Here is a 17015-nt window from a genome sequence, read left to right as displayed (position 1 = left end):
CGCGGCTAAGCTCCGTCTTTCAGAGAGAAGGCAAGGACGTAGTCGCCGACATCTTTCGAATAGGGCGCGCCGCCAACCGATATCAGGACATATTGCTTGCCTGTTTTCGGTGAGACGTAGGTCATGGGCGTCGCGCTCGAGCCGACCGGCAGAGGATATTTCCAGAGCTCGGCACCGTTCTCGGCGTCATAGGCACGGATATAATAGTCCTGGAAGCCGGCGAAGAAGACGACGCCACCGGCGGTCGCAGAAGTGCCGGCGTAGCTCGGCAGTCCCATCGGCATAGGCAGCTTGGTTTTGATCTTGAACGGCCCGAGTTCTTCGGCCGTGCCGGCCGGAACCTGCCATGCAATCTTGCGCGTCTTCAGATCGACTGCAGTGACGGTGCCGAAGGGCGGTTGGGTGCAGGGAACGCGGAGCCTCGATGTCCACATCTCGGTGGCCATGGCGTAAGGTGTACCGCGCTGCGGGGCGGAGGGGCCGTGGGCGGTCGTGGTGAGGGCAAAGTCGACGTATTCGGCGCGCGGAATGAGTGCGAAGAGACTGGGGACGCGGATATCATTCATGAAGACCCTGTTGTTGGACAGATCGACCGATACGCTTCCCCAATTGAGGCCACCCAAATTTCCCGGCTGCTGGATTGCATATTGCGTGGCGATCGGGGTGAAATCGCCGTCATAGCGCATCTTGCGGAAGGCGATGCGGCATGCCAGCTGATCGAACATCGTCAGGCCCCAGGCCGTCTGCTCCGTCACGCGCTCCGCACCGATTGTCGGCATGCCGACGGAATAGGGCTGCGTCGGGGAGAGTTTCTCTTCCGGCACGCCGCCTTGCTGCGGCACCGGCTTCTCCTGAACTTCGGCAAGCGGTGTGCCGGTTCGGCGGTCGAGGAGAAAAAGCTGCCCGCGTTTGGTGGTCTGCAGCAGAGCAGGCACGGTGGCGCCATTGCCGTCAGGCAGATCGACCAGGAGCGGTTGAGCCGGCAGATCATAGTCCCAGATATCGTGATGGACGGTCTGGAATTTCCATTTCTCCCGACCCGTCGTCACATCGAGTGCCACCAATGTCGCATTGTATTGATCGGCGAAGGCAGGGCGATTGACGCCGTAATAATCCGGCGTGGTATTGCCGAGCGGTGCATAGATGAGGCCGAGCTTGTCGTCGAATGCGGCCGTCGTCCACATGTTGGGCGTGGCCCGCGTATAAATCTGGCCCTCCGGCGGAAGTTTGGTGATCTCCGGGTTGCCGAGATCCCATGCCCATTCGAGCTCGCCGGTGACGACGTTGAACGCACGGATGACGCCAGAGGGTTCGCCGACCTCCTGATTGTCCGTGACCCAGCCTCCGACGACGATCAGGTTGCGGGCAATCAGCGGCGCCGATGTCTGGAAATAATAGCCCGTCTTGACTTCGCCCATGCCCTGGGAAAGCTGCACAGTGCCATTGTCTCCGAAGTCCTTGCAGGGCGCGCCGGTCTTGCTGTCGATCGCCAGGAGACGGGCATCGATCGTCGTCTGCACCAGGCGCTCATCGCAAAGACCATCGGCAGACTGGGCTTCCGTCGGCATCTTGTAGTAACCGAGGCCGCGGCAGCGTTGCCAATAAGGCGCCGTCGCCTTAGGATCGAAAGTCCAGCGGGGTTTGCCGGTATCTGCATCGAGCGCTGCGATCACATCTGTCGGCGTGCAGGTGTAAACGGTATCGCCGATCTGCAGAGGCGTGTTCTGATCGGCGCCATCGCCTTTTCCGGTGCGATATGTCCAGGCGAGATCGAGCTTGGAAACATTGCCGCGGTTGATCTGATCGAATGGGGAATAACGATCTCCTGCCGTGGTGCGGCCATAGGATGTCCAGTCGGAGGGAGAGTTGTCGCCCTTGACGACCTTATAGGCGGTGATGTCGGCGGAGGGCTGGATGATCCCATGCGGCACGAAGCTGAGACCGAAACCCGCGACAAAGATGAGAGCGGTCACCAAGGCGCCGCCATAAAAGAGCTTCCGGTTGGCGGTCGGGGAAAGCGACGGTGCAAAGAGAAGGGCAAAGCCCGCCAGCGCGATGGGGGACATCAAGCGGGCAAACAGCGCCCAGAAATTGAGACCCGACTCCCATAGCGCCCAGGGAAGGGTGAAAACGGCGACAAGCAGGACGATGAGCCCGCCTGGCGTCTTCCGGCGCCACAGCAGAAGCGCGGCAACCACATAGGCAAGCCCGACGATGGCGTAATAGGGCGAGCCGCCGAGGCGCAGCAACCAGGCGCCGCCTCCGATCAACCCCAATCCGATAAGGGCGAGAACAATACAGAACAGGGTGGCCAGAAATTTCATAGTCTCCTCATCCAATCCGCCGCCCGATCACCTGGATTCCAACTCCGACCGTCGCATGGCCCTCGGGAAGCACAGGGCCATGGGTTGATGGTCAGAGACGCGTCTTCGGGAGAGGGCTGCTCTCTCGTTCAATTTTTACCTGATGTACCTGTGGTCACTGACACGCGGCCCCGACCCGGCAATGATGCCGCTGCCGCTCTGCGGCAACGGCTTGCCATTCCAAATCGAGTCAATACTTCTGAAAGGGGCACAGATGGTTCTCGGCGAAAAGCTTGATCGAGCGAACGGGCGACCGACAGGATTCGACTATATGCGATTACTGTTAGCCTTTTCAGTGCTTTGGATACACACGGCCCGTGTCACCTATGGCGACGACCTGTTTCTTTGGGAGTCGCCCTTCCGCCCTGTCATCAAGTCAGTTCTGCCCATGTTCTTTGTCCTGAGCGGGTTTCTGGTGGCTGGCAGTCTCGAACGATCGAAGACATTGGTCTCTTTTCTCGGCAATCGATTTATCCGGATCTATCCCGCTCTCGCGGTAGAGGTGTTGCTGGCTGCCTTTATACTCGGAGCGATCTATACAGAGTATGACCTGCGTGACTATTTCACCGATCCTCAGTTCTTTACATATCTGATGAATGTCACAGGGCACATTCACTTCAATCTACCCGGGGTATTCCTGGATAATCCTGACGCCGCAATGGTGAACGGGCAGCTCTGGACGGTGCCCTTCGAGCTTGAGTGCTATGCCGTGATCGCCGCACTCTTCCTGCTCGGCGTGGTCAGGCGGCGGGTGATTGCCCTTATCGCCACGCCGGCGTTGATCATAGCCTTCGGTATTGCAAGATATTGGAAACATGGAAGCGATTGGGCAACTATGCCGACGACCGCGTCCGGCAATCTGCTCATTTGTGCTTTTCTTGTGGGGGTGACCTTCTATCTCTACAAGGACAAGGTTCTTTGGGACATCCGAATTTTCCTTGCCTCTGTGGTAATGATTTTGTGGGCCTACTGGTTCACCTCCTTTGGGGACTTCATTGCCATTCCGGCCATGGGATATGTCACGGTCTTCCTTGGTCTCACCTCGCCCCGCAAGCTCGGCGTCCTGCGTGGGGCCGACTACTCCTACGGCGTCTTCCTCTATGGCTATCCGATCCAACAGGCGTTCGTAGCGCTCGGCCCCTGGGCGCATAACTGGTGGTTGAACGGCATCGTCTGCAGCATTGTTGCCGCTTGCTTTGCCGCCTTCTCGTGGAGATTCATCGAAAAGCCGGCGTTGAAATTGAGGAAACAAGTCACCTGGCTGGAAAACCTCAGTCTCCAACGCGGCGTAAAACGGCAACTCGCCGGTGCGGTCTCGAAATAGGTTTGTCGATATCGGCCTCGAGGCTGGCAATTCCATCGCAGGTGCTCAACCGGCAAGAACATCAGCAGGGCTCGCCATAGCGGCGGCCCTGTTTCGTTGGTGCGCCAGGCATGGCGCGTGGTGCGTGAGCACCGTTTGGCCGGGGTGGTATCCGGCCGATGACTTGGAGGTGAGAGTCCTCTGCGGGCCCTGGTGATGGGAACCGCTAGCCGAACAGCAAGGGCGTTGTCGCGAGGCGAGGTCTGAAGGAAGCTGCAGGCAAAGTGCCGGCCTGACGAACAGGAAGCGCATATGAGGCGTCCGCATCCGGGCGAGGGGGCCAACGCACCCGAAGCCCGATATCACCCGGAGGGTGCGGGCGCAGATGTGACAGGTATATGGCACGAAGGTCACGCGTCTTACCCTGGGAGGTCTGCCGACCTGCCTCTGGAAACAGATGTGCTACCGGCGTCGCAAGGCGTCGGGATGGGGCGGCAGAAGTCAGCAGACGCCGTAGTAGCCAGACCAACCGGTGAAGGGCTGAACATGTCGACGGAGGCCGGACCGCTTTTCCGACCGCCTTGAGCAGATGCCTCGCAAGAGGGCCTAGCCGGAGGTAGCGGGCGGAACCCGCGAGACAAGGCTGGGCGCTTGTAGGGCGGCGGGCACTGGGGACCATGAACCGAGCGCGACATGAACCGCCGTGTACGGAACCGTACGCACGGTGGTGTGGGAGGAGGGACGCCGCAAGGCTCCCTCCTACCCGATTTGCCTGACCGATCGCCTCAGATAAATATCCGGGTCCATCGTAGGGGCCGAGTTTTCCGTAGGCTGTTGCGCAACCTTGATGCGCTCGAGTCACGCTTGCCGGACGAGCATAAGCCTGTTCGTTGCCAGGGCGCATATGCGCTCGAGCGTAAGCCTATGGCCAAATTCATCTTTTCAGGGATATCAAATGAGCGTTCAGTTCGGCGAGAGAACGCCGCAGCTGCATTATCGGCTCCTGTATAAGCCTCAGATACCTAAATCTTTCTGACCGCAATATCCAAGGATTTCTTGGGTTTAATCGGTAGAACGGCCCCGCTGGATGAATAGTCGAATATTCTCCGGCGTTGCTCCGTCGATTTGCTGGACTGCTATTAGCAATATTTTAACCACAATAGGTAAAATACTTTGATCGGACTTCGTTTCGACTTTGGGTTTTGTCATGTCATCGAGGGCTGACGGTGGCTTGAAGGAGGTGTGAAGAGAGGATCAGAATAATGCTGAAGAGCACGCTCGTCGTGGTTGCCGTCTCTATCGCCGCCGGAGCGACCATTCGCGCCTCGGCCTTTGCAATCTTTGCATTTCTGGTGGTCACGTCCTTGGGCGGCGTGATTCTGCTGAAAGGTTCCTCCTTGGCGGAGGCTGTCGTTTCTTGCGTCGAAGTGCTTGTTTTGATGGAGATATGCTATCTGGCGGGTCTATTTGCTTTCTCCTTGTGGCATATTCAAAAGCGCCGGAAAAAGAACTCCATTACTGAGCGCTCCCATGTTACGGGCAAGGGTCCTCACGGGTAATGACATGACCGAGCCGGCAGAATGCTCGGCTACGTCAGGGTGCCAAAACGCGGCGTGATCTTTAGATTCGCTTGCCGCGCTTTAGTCTCTGGTTTTGCGCATGTCTCTATCACAGAACCGCACCACAGTTTTGCCCGACATGCTTAGGAATCCACTTTGGGCAACAACGCGTGCCGGAAAAGCAGCGCCGACAGCGTTTTTGCCATGATCGCGAAATCCAGCGTGAGCGTCCATTTGGACAAATATTCGACGTCAAGGGAAATTCCATTCGGATAGCTGACGTCGTTGTGCCCGCTGGTTTGCCAATGGCCAGTCAGGCCGGGACGGACGGCCATGTAGGCATAGGCATGTTCACCGTAACGCGGCAGCTCTTCCTTGGTAATGGCGCGAGGCCCGACGAGGCTCATTTGACCCAGCAACACGTTGATCAATTGCGGAAGCTTGTCGAGGCTCGATCGCCTCAAAATATCGCCGACGACCGTGACGTGCGCGTCGGTCGTTGCGTCGGCTCCTGTCGTCCGAAACTTGAGGCAACCAAACTCCTTTCCCTTATAACCGATCCTGCGATGAGAATTGAAAACAGGGCCCCAATCACTTAGCGTGACGATGACTGCCGCCGACAGAAGGAGCGGCGACAGAAAGAATAAGAAACTTGCCGCAATGATGATGTCCAATGCGCGCTTCAGAATTCTGCTGATCAGACGGGGTCGTGACGAATTGAATGGACGCCTTTCCTGTCGAGCCCTGGCGAAATCCCGCCAAGGTCCGGTTGGGTTGATGCCCTGATTTTTCCCGCCACCCGCGTCTCCGTTAGACGAATTCCAGAAATCACAGCCAAAGCTTTGTTTTAATGCAAGTTTGATGTCTGTGACCGAGGTCATAGTCATGAATAAATTCCTTATAATCTAAAGAAATTCTTACGAATATTAAAAATATTACCTTTGATTTTGACTATATAGCAGAAATGTTATTTAGTTTTATTTTAAAGTTCGTTGTTGTTGTTGTGCTGACTAAATGTATTCTGCAGGTAGGCAATTGTCATAAATTGTATAAAAATCGTCATGCAGCCCCAAAGACTTGTATGCGATAGAATTCAATATGAATTTTATTATATATAAAGATGAGGATTATTCATAATTATGTATAGTTTAAACACGAATTTTTTATTTTATTATTGTTTGACTTTCTAATTTAACCTATTACGAATGTCGCTCAAGACAAATAAGGCAATTATTCTGTGTGGAGTTGTGCGTATGGACGGGGCGATCAGCACTAGAGACAACAGACCTAGAGGAAACGCAGCGCGAATAAGCGAAGCGGTTACTTGCGGGTCTGCAGGTATTGTTTACGACGGCCGGGCGGATTTGGATCACGAGTTCCCGTTTTGCCGCTCGAGTGTTCGAAAGTTTCGCCGCGGTGAGATTATTGCCGGTGCCGGCGTCGTCCTCGACGTGTTCGCCCGCGTACAGCGCGGAATGGTAAGCGCAAGCACCCCGCTTGCCGATGGACGAGAGTTCATCGTGGAAATTGTTCCGAAAGGCGGCTTGATCGGCGAATTGGAGGTGCTCCGCAAGCAGTCTCTCAGCCTGGAATATCGGGCCTCGTCGGATTGCGAACTGCATTACTTCGACGGTCGGTTGCTGCGGGACCTGTGTGCTAACGATCCGCAATTTCAGGTGAAGATCCTGTCGAAGGCGCTGGCGCGTGTTTCCGAACTCGAACTGCGGATCATTTCCAATGCCGGATCGAGTCTAAGGCAGAGACTTGCCCGAACGCTGCTGCGTCTTTCTGCCCTCTACAGAATGGATGCGCAAAATAGCGGCGACGAACTGATCATCTCCCAGCACGAGCTGGCCGCGACACTGCCGGCGTCGCGTGAAAAGGTCAACCAATGCCTGCGGCGCTTGCGCGAGAGCAAAGTGGTCGACGGGACACAGGGCAAAATCCGCATTCTCAATCGGAAGGCGCTGGAGGCTTATGCCGAGGGGGCGGGTCTCGCCTGAGACGTTCCGCGATAAAAAACGGAACGGCAGAAAGCCTCGACAGAACCTGCCGTCGGCGGGTTTTGTGTTTGATGACAGTGCGAGTTGATAGTCAGACGAAGCAGGCTGAAAGATCAGGTTGGCGTGTTAGCACTTGTCTTCATGCACGTCGTCCCAAAATCGCTGCGTATTTGGCGCGGCATACTTAGACTTCGCTCTCGGAAGCATTCCTCCAGTATTTCCAGCCTTCACCCTGTATGAGCCCGTGATCGGACAGGTCCTTCCAGCTTTTGTAGGTGCCCGTATCGTCGTAGACGAAGTCATCCATGTCCTTGCCTGAGGAGTATACGGTATATTCTTCCGTATGTTGGGACCGGTGTGCCGCATCGGCGACCTTGTGCACGAAGGTCGACAGGAACTTGAAATGCAGAAGGGCGCCGGATACGCCGAGAGCTCCGCGCATGTCGCCCAAATTCAGGGAGAGCGGCCAGACCTGGTGCGATGATTTGAGAAACAGACGTTCACCCGCCACATAGACGAGGGGTATCTTGTTGAGCGCTGGGCCGTCCCAGAGCCGGTCGTGGAAATAGACACGCCCGCGAACGCCGCCCTTGATCCATATCGTCCAGTTGCGTTTGTCGAAATGCGCCACATAGCCGGAGCGGTCGAAGAGATTGCAGACCTCGAGCGGGTTGCGACCGGGTTCGCATATGTTTTCGAGAACGGGATGCGGGCTGTACATGTCGATCATGACCGAGCGGAGGGAATGGCCGCCCATGGAAGCGATATAGGAAGTCAATTGATCGATCGGCCGTGTGTCGCAATGCGGATAGACCAGGAACTCGTCTGCATCGACATACAGGACCCACTTCTCCCGGCAGTGGCGGTTGATGACTTCGTTGATCCAGTCGTTTCCGAACCTCGCCGCCTTGTAGGAACCATGAGCCGAAAGAAGGGAGACATCGTCGAAGCCGGACAGCAACTCGGCCGTGCCGTCGGTCGAGCCGTTGTCGATACAGACGAAGTGCTCGAAGCCGAGATCGCGATAATACTGAAGGAAGAAGGCCAGCCGGTGCCCCTCGTCACGGATGACGCAGATGACGACGTGGCGCGCCTGCTTGAGCCCGTTGCGCAGCAGGTCATATCGAACCTGCCGAGCCTTGAGCGAACGGCGCAGGCGGGCTTTCACGTAATGCGAGATACTGGCGGCGGAAGCCCTATAACTCATATTCTGTCCTGAAGATTATCCATTCCTGGAATGAATGGATGAATACTCTGCGCTTCCGTCTGCAAATTCACGGCTCGACCGGCGACACTGAGTTCAGTCCCGCGGACATTCAAGTCGGACCAATAATACATCATCATACGGCGTAGTCGCCAACCAGCAGGCTCTGGACCCTAGGATTGGGTCCTTCTTTTTCAATTGCGTTCTCGATGCGCGCCCGGATAGACCGGTATTTATACAGCATCTTCCGATCGAAGGTTATCCCGCGATACAGCGAATTGTAAATCGGATGTGCTTTGCGCAGGTCGACGTATACCTGGCTTTCTTTATCGGTCCACGGAAAGAAAGTTCCATGCCATGGCTTCGGATGCGCCATGTAGTGGACGATCGACAAGGAGGACATATTCACCAGATGAAGGAATTGTTTGGGAAAGTTCCAGCGGTTCGATACCAGGATGAGCGATGAACCGCAGACATAATTCAATGCACCCTGATCATGTTTGCCCTCGCAGGCCTCGGGATTTCTAGCAAAAAGCTCGAGCGCCTCCTGCCCGATCCAGCCGTTTCGATGGAATTTCAGGACGCCTGCGTTGAAATAGTGGCTGTCCTTTCCGGTATCGAGGAAGTCATGGATCGCCGTGTAGTCGCGCGCCGCGAAAAACTTGCCCTCTGGCACAGTGGCACTTTCGAACGCACCGAGATCGCTGACGATCTGGGTATCGCCATCGAGGTAGATGATCTGGGTATAGTTAGTGGGCAGGATCTCGCAAAGGACCAGCTTGGCCATTGTGCTGACGCTGATGCGTCCCTGGAAATGCGAACTGTCGAGTTTGCCGAGCGAGTCCTGCAGCGCTTCGGTCGCATCGGTCAATATGACCCCACTCCTTGCGAGCAGGGCTTTCAGCTCTTCGAAATTGTCGAGATGTTCCGACATCAGAACGCAGACGTCGGTCGCAGGGCTTGCGAATTTGCGAGCCTGAAGTGCCGAGAGAATGGTCGGAAATGAATACTCGACATCCGTGACGTAGACGACGCACTGGTTGTTCATGTCATCACCTTTCCGATTGTGCGCAATACAAGTGAATCGGTATTGTCTTTGCGAGGCGAGGGACCAGTTGTGAATTGAGCCAACGGGTCTGTCATATGAAGGCCCTGTTCGGTATATATAGGCCAGCATCCAGTGCGCTGGTGCTGAATCGGTGTCTGGCTGTCGGCGGCTTTTGTATGTTTCATTGTTGAGATATTCACCATGAAGAGTGCCTTGCCTGTCATAAGGCTATGTTTCGACATGTTGTTTCGCGGTACGGCGATTGGTGCCGGGACCCTTGTCGGAATGCGGAGGGAAGGGGGATTGTCATGTTGATCACCACACTCGGGGCAGCCGTGATTTCGATCGCTGCCGGGGCTTCCATCCGCGCCTGGGCTTTCGCGATTTTTGCAATCCTGGTGGCAATCGGCTTCGGCGGCGTGGCTTTTGCCGGTGGGTCTTCCGTGATCGCGGCCATGCTCTCCGGTATCGCCATCCTCGCGCTCATGGAAATCGGCTATCTGGCAGGCGTGTTCCTGTCGGGGCTTTTGCGGCGCAGTGCCAAGCTGCGCGAAAACAATTCCGTTGCAGATAGCGTCGCGACCACCAGCGAGCGCCCGCAAGGCTGATGTCGACATAAAACCTACAGCATAACCTTCCGCGACTGACCTCCGACGGCGTTTGTTCGATGGACCGCTTTTACAGGCGATCCTGGAAAGATGCAGTGCGGCCGGCCGGCTTCGGCCCAATGCGGGCACGCCGATGGCTCGACGAGATTGCCATCCCGCGCCCTGGCGGAGTTCCAAAGCGGGCGTCATCGTGTTGAAAACATCGGCGCTCTCATCAGAGATGTCGATGTCTCCAGCGGGGTTCGATTAGCGAGCGATCGGGTCGCGCGCCGGGGAGAGGTATTGGTTGCCAGGCAGCCGGCCGCCAGACCTGCCGTGGTGCTGAACAGCAAGCCGAGATCCGTGCCGCTCCCCGATATCGCCGCGGAGGCGACCTGCGCGATGGATGCCATAACCGCAGCGTTTCCGATCGCGTGCGTCTCCCGATCGCCTGACATGTGCCGGCCGGAGGCCCTTGCAAGGCTGTACAGGAAGGCGGCGAAAAGAAGAGTGCCGGTCAATCCGACATTGGAGAGCAACGCAGCGATAAAACTCGAGGCCCGAACCGTGCCCAGCCCGGCGCCGAAGGTGGCGGTATCGACGAATGCGATCAATGCAAGTGTATTCCAGGCGGTGCGCTCTTCACCGGATTGCGATTGGAGCTTGTCCGACAAGGTGGTGCTCATCAGGCCGGCGATGGAATTCCACGCATCGGGGACAAGGCTGAGTGCGACGATGGCGCAGGGAATCAAAAACAGCGTGATCACCAGGAAAGTCACATGCGGGGTCTTGGCAGGGCCGCTAATCAGTCGTTTCAGGCAAAACAGAACGAACATGCAGACAACGAAAATGCCGGCAATATAGGCGGTTGTCGATGTGCAGAGGACGATCGTCGGGCCGATGAAAAGCGTTGCAAGTCCTGCCATACGGCTTTGGACGCGCTCCAGCCAGAGCAGAAGCGTGAAGGAAAAATAGGCTAATGCGACTGCGCCATAAGTGCTTGCTTCGGGGAACGGGCCGACGATGCGTTTGAAGCCGCTGATCGTCTCGGCCGTATGCATCGTATAGTTCGCGTTTCTGATGACATCGAGCAGGTAGGACTGGTCGGTCAGGAATGTTCCGATATCAATCAATGCCAGGGTAAAACATGCGATCGAGGCGACGATTAACTGCAGTGCGATGAAACGGGCATAGCCGAGCCTGGCAAGCCCCGAGACGACGGCAAAGCAGGCGAGGTCGCCGAGCAGATAGACAGACTGGCTGAGATTGGACGAACCCGGCGACAGGGGAGCGGCCACCGTCGACATCATGCCCGTGGTGTCTCGTGCAGAAGAGTAGACGAGGGTCGCGCCTGCAAAGATGCGCGGCAAAAAGAAAGATGATGCCACGGAAAACAGGATGTAGGCGGCAAACCAGAAACCGGGACCCGGATAGGCCATGCTGGCGAGCGTCGCCTGTGTTTGAGCCGGGCGCAGCAGGGCGGCTACCACGAGAAAAAGCACGAGAAGATGGCTTGGCTGGATGCTGCTGCCGCCGAGCGCGGGCAATTGCAGAGCCGCGGCCGCTCCGAGCAGCGTCGACAGGCAAAGGGTCGTGATCGCAAAACGCGCCCCGTTGACCATGCTGAGCAGGCCAAGCAGCAGAACGATGAAGCCAATCGGTTCTATCGACATGCTTCAGATCCCGATCCGGACGGAGAACGGCGGAGGCATCGGGTTTGCCGAAAAGCGGCATCCGCCTTCCGACGCAATGCCCGAGGCGAAAGCCGCCAGCTGTCGTTCATGGTCACGACCGCCCCCTAATTCGATCCCGTCTGGGATATCCAGCCGGGAGCCGTCTGATTGTCGCCTGCTACATCAGACAGCGGGACTGCCGAGCTTTGCTGCTGCGGCGCGGGCTGCAGCTGCAGCGGCGGCGTCTGGAGATCCGTGTCGATACCGATTTCGACGACATCATGCGGCCGCAAGCTGGTCGTCTCGTCCGCCTCGATGTTGCGATAGGTGCCATCGTCGTTGCGGCGCACGATCCTGTAGTTCTTTTGCGCTCTGCCAAGACCCGGCATGTCCGTATTCATCTGGGCGAGTTGCGCGCTGTAGCCAGCCTGTTCGCCCAGAAGCTGGGCCACCTGGATGTCGATCGCAGCCCTGCCGATCGCGAGATTGACCTGGTTGAGCAGCTCCTGGTTTTCGCTGTTCTGCCGGTTGACGATATTAATCTTCGAGCGATCGGCTTCGCTGAGCCCCTGGCGAGCCGTGGTCAGGGCGACCTCGAGATCGATCAGGGTGCCTTGTGCATCCGCAACGCCGCGGTCGACCGTGACCTGCCGGGAATTGCTGACCAGACCCTTGCTCACCAGGCTGTTGACATTATCCAGTTCCTTTTGCGCAAGGTCGATCTGCCGCTTTTGCGAATTGATCTTGGCCTCGAGCGACTGGACCTGCTGACCGTAGAGACGGGCGAGGTCGCTCGCCGCGTCGATCTGGCTTTCGATATCGACGCGTCGCAGCCGCATCAGGTTCAATTCCTGCGCCTTCAGCTTGTCCACATCGGGTGTTCCGGCGAGTTCTGCAGGGATATCGAAACTCTGTTCGCCGGCGATCTCGGCGCGCAACCGCGCCTGGCGCATCAGAAGATCGCGCCGGTTGAGAATGGCCGTTCGGTAGGCGCCGGCAGCCTGGATCCGGTCGCGCTCGAAGACGGTATTCTCTTCGCGCTCCCGGAGGAAGCCGCCGGCGATGCTGACGGCCTTCATGACCGTCATATCGGCCTCAAAAGCATAGCGCCCGGGGGTCTGCACCGTCCCGGTCACGAAGATCGGCGCATGCTGGGCAATTTCCACGGCGATGAACGGCTTTCCCGGCAGTTCGGCCTTTTCGGAGAGCGCGGTGGCGATCGCATCGGAAACCTGCTCCGTCGTCTTGCCGATCGCCTGCACCTGGCCGGCGATCGGAATCGCCAGATTACCGGCATCGTCGACTGTATATGTTCCGCCGAGGGCTTCCCAGCTGGCATAGCGGGAATCCGACGATCGCCATTCGACGACACGCAGTCTCACCTGATCTTCCGGCACGAGGGTATAGTTTTCCGCATGGGCGACGCTCCAGCCGGTCACGCCGGAAAATACCAGCAAGGCAAGGGCGACGGAGATGAGGCGACCGGACAAGGATGTGCGCTGCATTGTCTGCTATCTCCGTTTCGTTGCGATCGACGGCGAAGGCATTTCGCGCGGCGCGGGATTGCCGAATTCCAGGATGCGGGACGGAGAGGCGCGGCCGACAAGAAGATCGGATAGCGCCAGCAAATTGCCGTTCAATCGTCCCCATCGGTCGATCAGGCGGTCATTGAATAATAGACCCCGCGTATTCGCCAGGATGTTGCGGCCGATCTGTGCGACAGCACGGCCTTTCAACATCGTGCCCTTCCGGACTAGGTAGACAGGATTGGCAACCTGCGAATAGCCGAGTCTTTGGCCGGGCTGGCGCCCGGATCTGACGCCGAGATGCACGCCGCGAGCACCTTCGACACGCACAGACCTGCCGTAGCGGGCGATGGACCGGCTGAAGTCGACATCTTCGAGCCAGCCGTAGAGCGGTAGCTGTTCATCGAAGGCCAGCGCGTGCTGGAGAACGGGTGAAAGACGAACCGCCATGTTGCATCCGTAGGCGTTATAGACCTCCGTCACCTGCTCGGCCCCTTCACCGGCTGTTTCAAGAACCTGCAGGGCCTTTGACATGTTGAGGCCGCCATCGAGGATGCCGTCGGCCAGGACTTCGCCAGTGGCGATCGCCACGTCGGGGTTTGCTGCAAAGACCGACGCCATCCGCGACAGGAAGGTCGCGGCGGGAATGAAGTCGTCATCCAGGAAGATCAGAATATCCGTGTCGGCGGCGGCAGCCTGGATGATCCTGTTGCGTTGGGAAGTCAGACCACGGCTGCCGACGATGACTTCCACATCGAGGCGGTCGGCGAGGCCGGCGGCGTCGTCGATCACGGGCACGCAGACGATCAGCCGCTCGGCCTGGTCCGGCAGGGCGGTGAGATAATCGACGGTCTCCTTGAGTATCGACGGGCGGCCTGCCGAAGCAATCCCCACAGCCAGTCGCAATGGGCGGCGCGCGCGGCCCGCCATGGCCTTAGCGCCGCAAGGAACAGGCACCGGTCCGATCGGGCTGTCCTGCCGGGTTGCTTCTGCCGAAGGTGAGGTCATGACTCTATTCTTTTCGGTGCATGGTTGATGATCGCGCCGAGGATCTCCGCGCCGACATTCCGCAGGGTCTCGATGACGTGCATGGTATCGTCGATCGAAGTGTGCCCGTGCGAGGTGACCACGAGGACACCGTCCAGTTCCGGCGCGATCGCATTGGCATCCGGCGAAGCAGAGAACGCGGAAATGTCGACGAATATGGCGTCGAACTCCTTCTTCAGTTCGGCGAAGCTCAACTGCGTGCGGCGGGAACTGAGGCGAATGGCCGGCGACACCGCTGCGACTTTGCCGAGGGGTAGGAATTTCAGCGTCGGGGTGAGGGGCAGTGCCGCCGTCCGGATCAGTTCGCCATTGTCGAGAACATCGACGAGGCCTGTGGAACTATGGGGCGCGATCGATTTGCTGAGCGATGATTTCTGTGCAGCCGCATCGATCAGCAGCGTCTGCGCTCCTGATATCGACGAGAGCACCGCAAGTTCGCATGCGATGGTCGATGCCCCGCTGCCGGGATTGACAGCGACGATTCCGATGACGACCCGGCGTTTGCGCCGAAGACCAACGACCGTCGCGCTCAGCTCCGCCATGCCTGGGATAACAGGATAGGCGGCTGCGGTGCTGCTGCCGGTACCGGCAGCGAGGAAACGCGCCGAGTGACCATTGCTGGTCCTCGATGTCGCCAGCAAAGTGACAAAGGGCAGCCCACCGGCATCCGCGATCTGATTGGGCCGGACGATCCGGCGATCGCCGGCGTGCCTTATCAGGGCGAGTGCGAAGCCGACGCCAAGACCAACCGCCGCCGCAAAGGCGATGATGAGCGTGCTGCGTGGTCTGGCTTTCGAAAGAGGCAGGGTGGCCCGAGAGACGATCGTGGCATCCGACACCGGGTAGGTGATGCGCTGCTTGGCTTCCGTCAGCTGGTTCAAGGTATTTTCATAAAGGGTGCGGCGGGCGTCAGTCGCGCTCTGCAGCTCCGCAAGCTTGAACTGATCGCGCGGATTGCTCGTGAAGCTGGCCAGGGCACTGGCAGCTTCGGCCAGTCCGCGCTGCTGCTCGCTTACGAATCTGGTCAGCCATTCGCTGTATTGCCGGGACGCGTTGGCCTTCATCGCGATATTCTTCTGAATATACTGCCTGGCCAGTGTGTCGGCGATGTCGACGGCCTTTTGCGGGGTCGATGCTGCAGCCGATATCTCGATGATCGTCGAACTCCCGATTCGGCGTACTCCCATCATGTTCAGCAGCGTGGCGATCGCCCGGTCACGGATCCGCCCGTCCTCGATCTGCTGTTGCGGCGGTGTGTTACGCGGTCCTGCGCCCGCCGCTTCCTGCGATGCCGTATCCGGTTCGGAAGAAGCGCCCATCAACCAGTTCTTTGCCCGATCCTGCAGCGAAGGCGTCTGATCGACAAAGTCAGGATCGGTATCGAGACCAAGTGCCGTTACCGTTCCACCGACGACATCGCTGGATTTGGCGATCTCCAACTGTCCCTCGATGAACGCGTCTTCCGCGAAAGCCCTCTGTGCTTCGGAGCCGCTGACCTGGGGGACGATCACAAGTTGCGTGTTGGCAACGAACGTCGGTTCGGCGGTCAGCACGTAGCTCCCTGCCAATACGAGGAAAGCGAAAGTCGTCGCCGCAATCCACAGCCAGCGCATTCTGATAAAGAAGAGCATATCCCGCAAGGTGAGCGGCGAATTCCCGCCAGTGGCTGCGGCAGGCAGAGATATCGGAGAAACACCGCTGAAGATCGTGCTTGAGGTCATGTCGTCCTAATCCAGAATGGCGAGCTCACGGAGTAACCAGGTAAATGGCAGCTTGGAGGGACGGGGAAATAGCGTGTCTTCCGATTCCAGGCATGATCGGCGGCTCTCCCCATGAATGCTCAATACGAGCCGCGCTGCGAAAACAGAGCGGGAATGGTCTTGGCAATGATGATGAAGTCCCGGCCGAGCGACCAGTTGCTGAGATAGTGAACGTCGAGGGAAACCCGGTACTCGTAACTGACGTCATTGCGCCCGCTGGTCTGCCAGTGACCGGTCAGGCCCGGGCGGACGGCCATGTAGGCCCATATATGCTCGCCGTAGCGCGGCAATTCCTCGGCCGTGATCGGCCGGGGGCCGACGAGGCTCATGTCGCCACGCACGATATTGATCAGTTGGGGAAGCTCGTCGATGCTCGACCGCCTGAGGATATCACCGACGGCCGTGATCCTCGGATCGTCCTTCAGCTTGCGTGTCTCTTCCCATTCGCTTCGCGCAGCCGGGTTGTTTTGCAGCAATTCGGCAAGCTGAGCACTCGCATCGGTCTTCATCGTGCGAAACTTGAGGCATCCGAACGGCGCTCCGCCGGCGCCGATGCGCGTATGGGAATAGAAGACCGGGCCGCGGTCGCTCATCTTCACGATCATTGCGACGATCAACAGAAGCGGGGAAAGCAGGATCAGCGCCGTGACTGCGATGACAAGGTCTAGCGCGCGCTTCGACGATCTGCCTGCCGCACGAGGCCGGGACGAATGGAGATCGCCGCCTTTCGCGGACCGTCCGACACGCGACCAAGCCTCGAAACTATGTGCTTCCCATGTCATCGGTGGTCTCCAAAACATTCCGATTAAGAACCGTTCAAAGTTTGCTGCGCCGCACTCTGGTTGTCTGTTACCAAGGTCATAATCCTTAACAAATTCTTTATGCTACTAACGGGCAATCGAGAATTCGGATTACATCTTTGATGGCCTTCCTTTCATTTAA

13 protein-coding genes are annotated in these 17015 nt (G+C 58.0%); 4 read left to right on the top strand and 9 right to left on the bottom strand.

Translation table 11 applies throughout. The features are described from left to right. Positions 1-5: 5 nt before the first annotated feature. The gene (locus tag BA011_RS15270; RefSeq protein WP_065281081.1) at positions 6-2324 is read right to left on the bottom strand and encodes a membrane-bound PQQ-dependent dehydrogenase, glucose/quinate/shikimate family; all 2319 of its coding nucleotides are present in this window, start codon (positions 2322-2324) and stop codon (positions 6-8) included. Between the two features lie 142 nt (positions 2325-2466). Here BA011_RS15270 and BA011_RS15265 point away from each other — a divergent pair, with 142 nt between their 5' ends. Together BA011_RS15265 and BA011_RS15260 are read left to right on the top strand one after the other, a co-directional pair. Continuing rightward, positions 2467-3687 (top strand): acyltransferase family protein, encoded by a 1221-nt coding sequence (locus BA011_RS15265; RefSeq protein ID WP_186806442.1) that lies wholly within the window; start codon positions 2467-2469, stop codon positions 3685-3687. 1241 nt (positions 3688-4928) lie between these two features. After that, entirely contained in the window at positions 4929-5225 is a 297-nt protein-coding gene (locus BA011_RS15260) for a hypothetical protein (RefSeq protein ID WP_065281080.1), read from the top strand. Between the two features lie 143 nt (positions 5226-5368). Here the strand turns inward: BA011_RS15260 and BA011_RS15255 are convergent, their stop codons facing one another. Further along, complete coding sequence (locus BA011_RS15255; RefSeq protein ID WP_237352483.1) at positions 5369-6112, bottom strand: sugar transferase; 744 nt, start codon at positions 6110-6112, stop codon at positions 5369-5371. Positions 6113-6478: 366 nt separating this feature from the next. Here BA011_RS15255 and BA011_RS15250 point away from each other — a divergent pair, with 366 nt between their 5' ends. Beyond that, positions 6479-7228 carry a Crp/Fnr family transcriptional regulator gene (locus tag BA011_RS15250; RefSeq protein ID WP_026158838.1) on the top strand — a complete coding sequence of 250 codons (750 nt, stop codon included), beginning with the start codon at positions 6479-6481 and terminating at the stop codon, positions 7226-7228. A 184-nt stretch (positions 7229-7412) separates the two neighbouring features. Here the strand turns inward: BA011_RS15250 and BA011_RS15245 are convergent, their stop codons facing one another. Both BA011_RS15245 and BA011_RS15240 read right to left on the bottom strand, forming a co-directional pair. Beyond that, on the bottom strand, positions 7413-8435 hold the full coding sequence (locus BA011_RS15245; RefSeq protein ID WP_065281079.1) for a glycosyltransferase family 2 protein: 1023 nt from the start codon (positions 8433-8435) through the stop codon (positions 7413-7415). Positions 8436-8568: 133 nt separating this feature from the next. Next, positions 8569-9480, bottom strand: a complete 912-nt coding sequence (locus BA011_RS15240) for a glycosyltransferase family 8 protein (protein ID WP_065281078.1) — start codon at positions 9478-9480, stop codon at positions 8569-8571. 308 nt (positions 9481-9788) lie between these two features. Here BA011_RS15240 and BA011_RS15235 point away from each other — a divergent pair, with 308 nt between their 5' ends. After that, complete coding sequence (locus BA011_RS15235) at positions 9789-10088, top strand: hypothetical protein (RefSeq protein ID WP_065281077.1); 300 nt, start codon at positions 9789-9791, stop codon at positions 10086-10088. 185 nt (positions 10089-10273) lie between these two features. On the opposite strand, the gene BA011_RS15230 is transcribed toward BA011_RS15235, so the two are convergent. The 5 genes from BA011_RS15230 to BA011_RS15210 form a co-directional block, all read right to left on the bottom strand. After that, on the bottom strand, positions 10274-11740 hold the full coding sequence (locus tag BA011_RS15230; protein WP_017989291.1) for a hypothetical protein: 1467 nt from the start codon (positions 11738-11740) through the stop codon (positions 10274-10276). A 125-nt stretch (positions 11741-11865) separates the two neighbouring features. Further along, positions 11866-13245: a polysaccharide biosynthesis/export family protein gene (locus BA011_RS15225; RefSeq protein ID WP_065281076.1), complete on the bottom strand. Its 1380-nt coding sequence runs from the start codon at positions 13243-13245 to the stop codon at positions 11866-11868. A 6-nt stretch (positions 13246-13251) separates the two neighbouring features. Further along, the gene (locus tag BA011_RS15220; RefSeq protein WP_186806440.1) at positions 13252-14274 is read right to left on the bottom strand and encodes a glycosyltransferase family 2 protein; all 1023 of its coding nucleotides are present in this window, start codon (positions 14272-14274) and stop codon (positions 13252-13254) included. Then, positions 14271-16034: a polysaccharide biosynthesis tyrosine autokinase gene (locus BA011_RS15215; RefSeq protein ID WP_065281075.1), complete on the bottom strand. Its 1764-nt coding sequence runs from the start codon at positions 16032-16034 to the stop codon at positions 14271-14273. Before BA011_RS15215 ends, BA011_RS15220 begins: the two co-directional genes overlap by 4 nt. A gap of 119 nt (positions 16035-16153) precedes the next feature. Then, positions 16154-16855 (bottom strand): sugar transferase, encoded by a 702-nt coding sequence (locus tag BA011_RS15210; protein WP_065281074.1) that lies wholly within the window; start codon positions 16853-16855, stop codon positions 16154-16156. Between the last annotated feature and the right edge of the window lie 160 nt (positions 16856-17015).

The organism is Rhizobium leguminosarum (assembly GCF_001679785.1).
Lineage (GTDB): Bacteria > Pseudomonadota > Alphaproteobacteria > Rhizobiales > Rhizobiaceae > Rhizobium > Rhizobium leguminosarum_R.
Note: the sequence above shows the minus strand (reverse complement) of the source record. Positions and strands in the feature narration are given on the sequence as shown.

Excerpts from the sequence above, each read along its gene's own strand:
- BA011_RS15210 (WP_065281074.1), bottom strand. The coding sequence starts at position 16,855 with ATGACATGGGAAGCACATAGTTTCGAGGCTTGGTCGCGTGTCGGACGG.
- BA011_RS15265 (WP_186806442.1), top strand. The coding sequence starts at position 2,467 with ATGTACCTGTGGTCACTGACACGCGGCCCCGACCCGGCAATGATGCCG.
- BA011_RS15220 (WP_186806440.1), bottom strand. The coding sequence starts at position 14,274 with ATGACCTCACCTTCGGCAGAAGCAACCCGGCAGGACAGCCCGATCGGA.
- BA011_RS15215 (WP_065281075.1), bottom strand. The coding sequence starts at position 16,034 with ATGACCTCAAGCACGATCTTCAGCGGTGTTTCTCCGATATCTCTGCCT.
- BA011_RS15225 (WP_065281076.1), bottom strand. The coding sequence starts at position 13,245 with ATGCAGCGCACATCCTTGTCCGGTCGCCTCATCTCCGTCGCCCTTGCC.
- BA011_RS15250 (WP_026158838.1), top strand. The coding sequence starts at position 6,479 with ATGGACGGGGCGATCAGCACTAGAGACAACAGACCTAGAGGAAACGCA.
- BA011_RS15240 (WP_065281078.1), bottom strand. The coding sequence starts at position 9,480 with ATGAACAACCAGTGCGTCGTCTACGTCACGGATGTCGAGTATTCATTT.
- BA011_RS15230 (WP_017989291.1), bottom strand. The coding sequence starts at position 11,740 with ATGTCGATAGAACCGATTGGCTTCATCGTTCTGCTGCTTGGCCTGCTC.
- BA011_RS15260 (WP_065281080.1), top strand. The coding sequence starts at position 4,929 with ATGCTGAAGAGCACGCTCGTCGTGGTTGCCGTCTCTATCGCCGCCGGA.
- BA011_RS15270 (WP_065281081.1), bottom strand. The coding sequence starts at position 2,324 with ATGAAATTTCTGGCCACCCTGTTCTGTATTGTTCTCGCCCTTATCGGA.
- BA011_RS15255 (WP_237352483.1), bottom strand. The coding sequence starts at position 6,112 with ATGACTATGACCTCGGTCACAGACATCAAACTTGCATTAAAACAAAGC.
- BA011_RS15245 (WP_065281079.1), bottom strand. The coding sequence starts at position 8,435 with ATGAGTTATAGGGCTTCCGCCGCCAGTATCTCGCATTACGTGAAAGCC.
- BA011_RS15235 (WP_065281077.1), top strand. The coding sequence starts at position 9,789 with ATGTTGATCACCACACTCGGGGCAGCCGTGATTTCGATCGCTGCCGGG.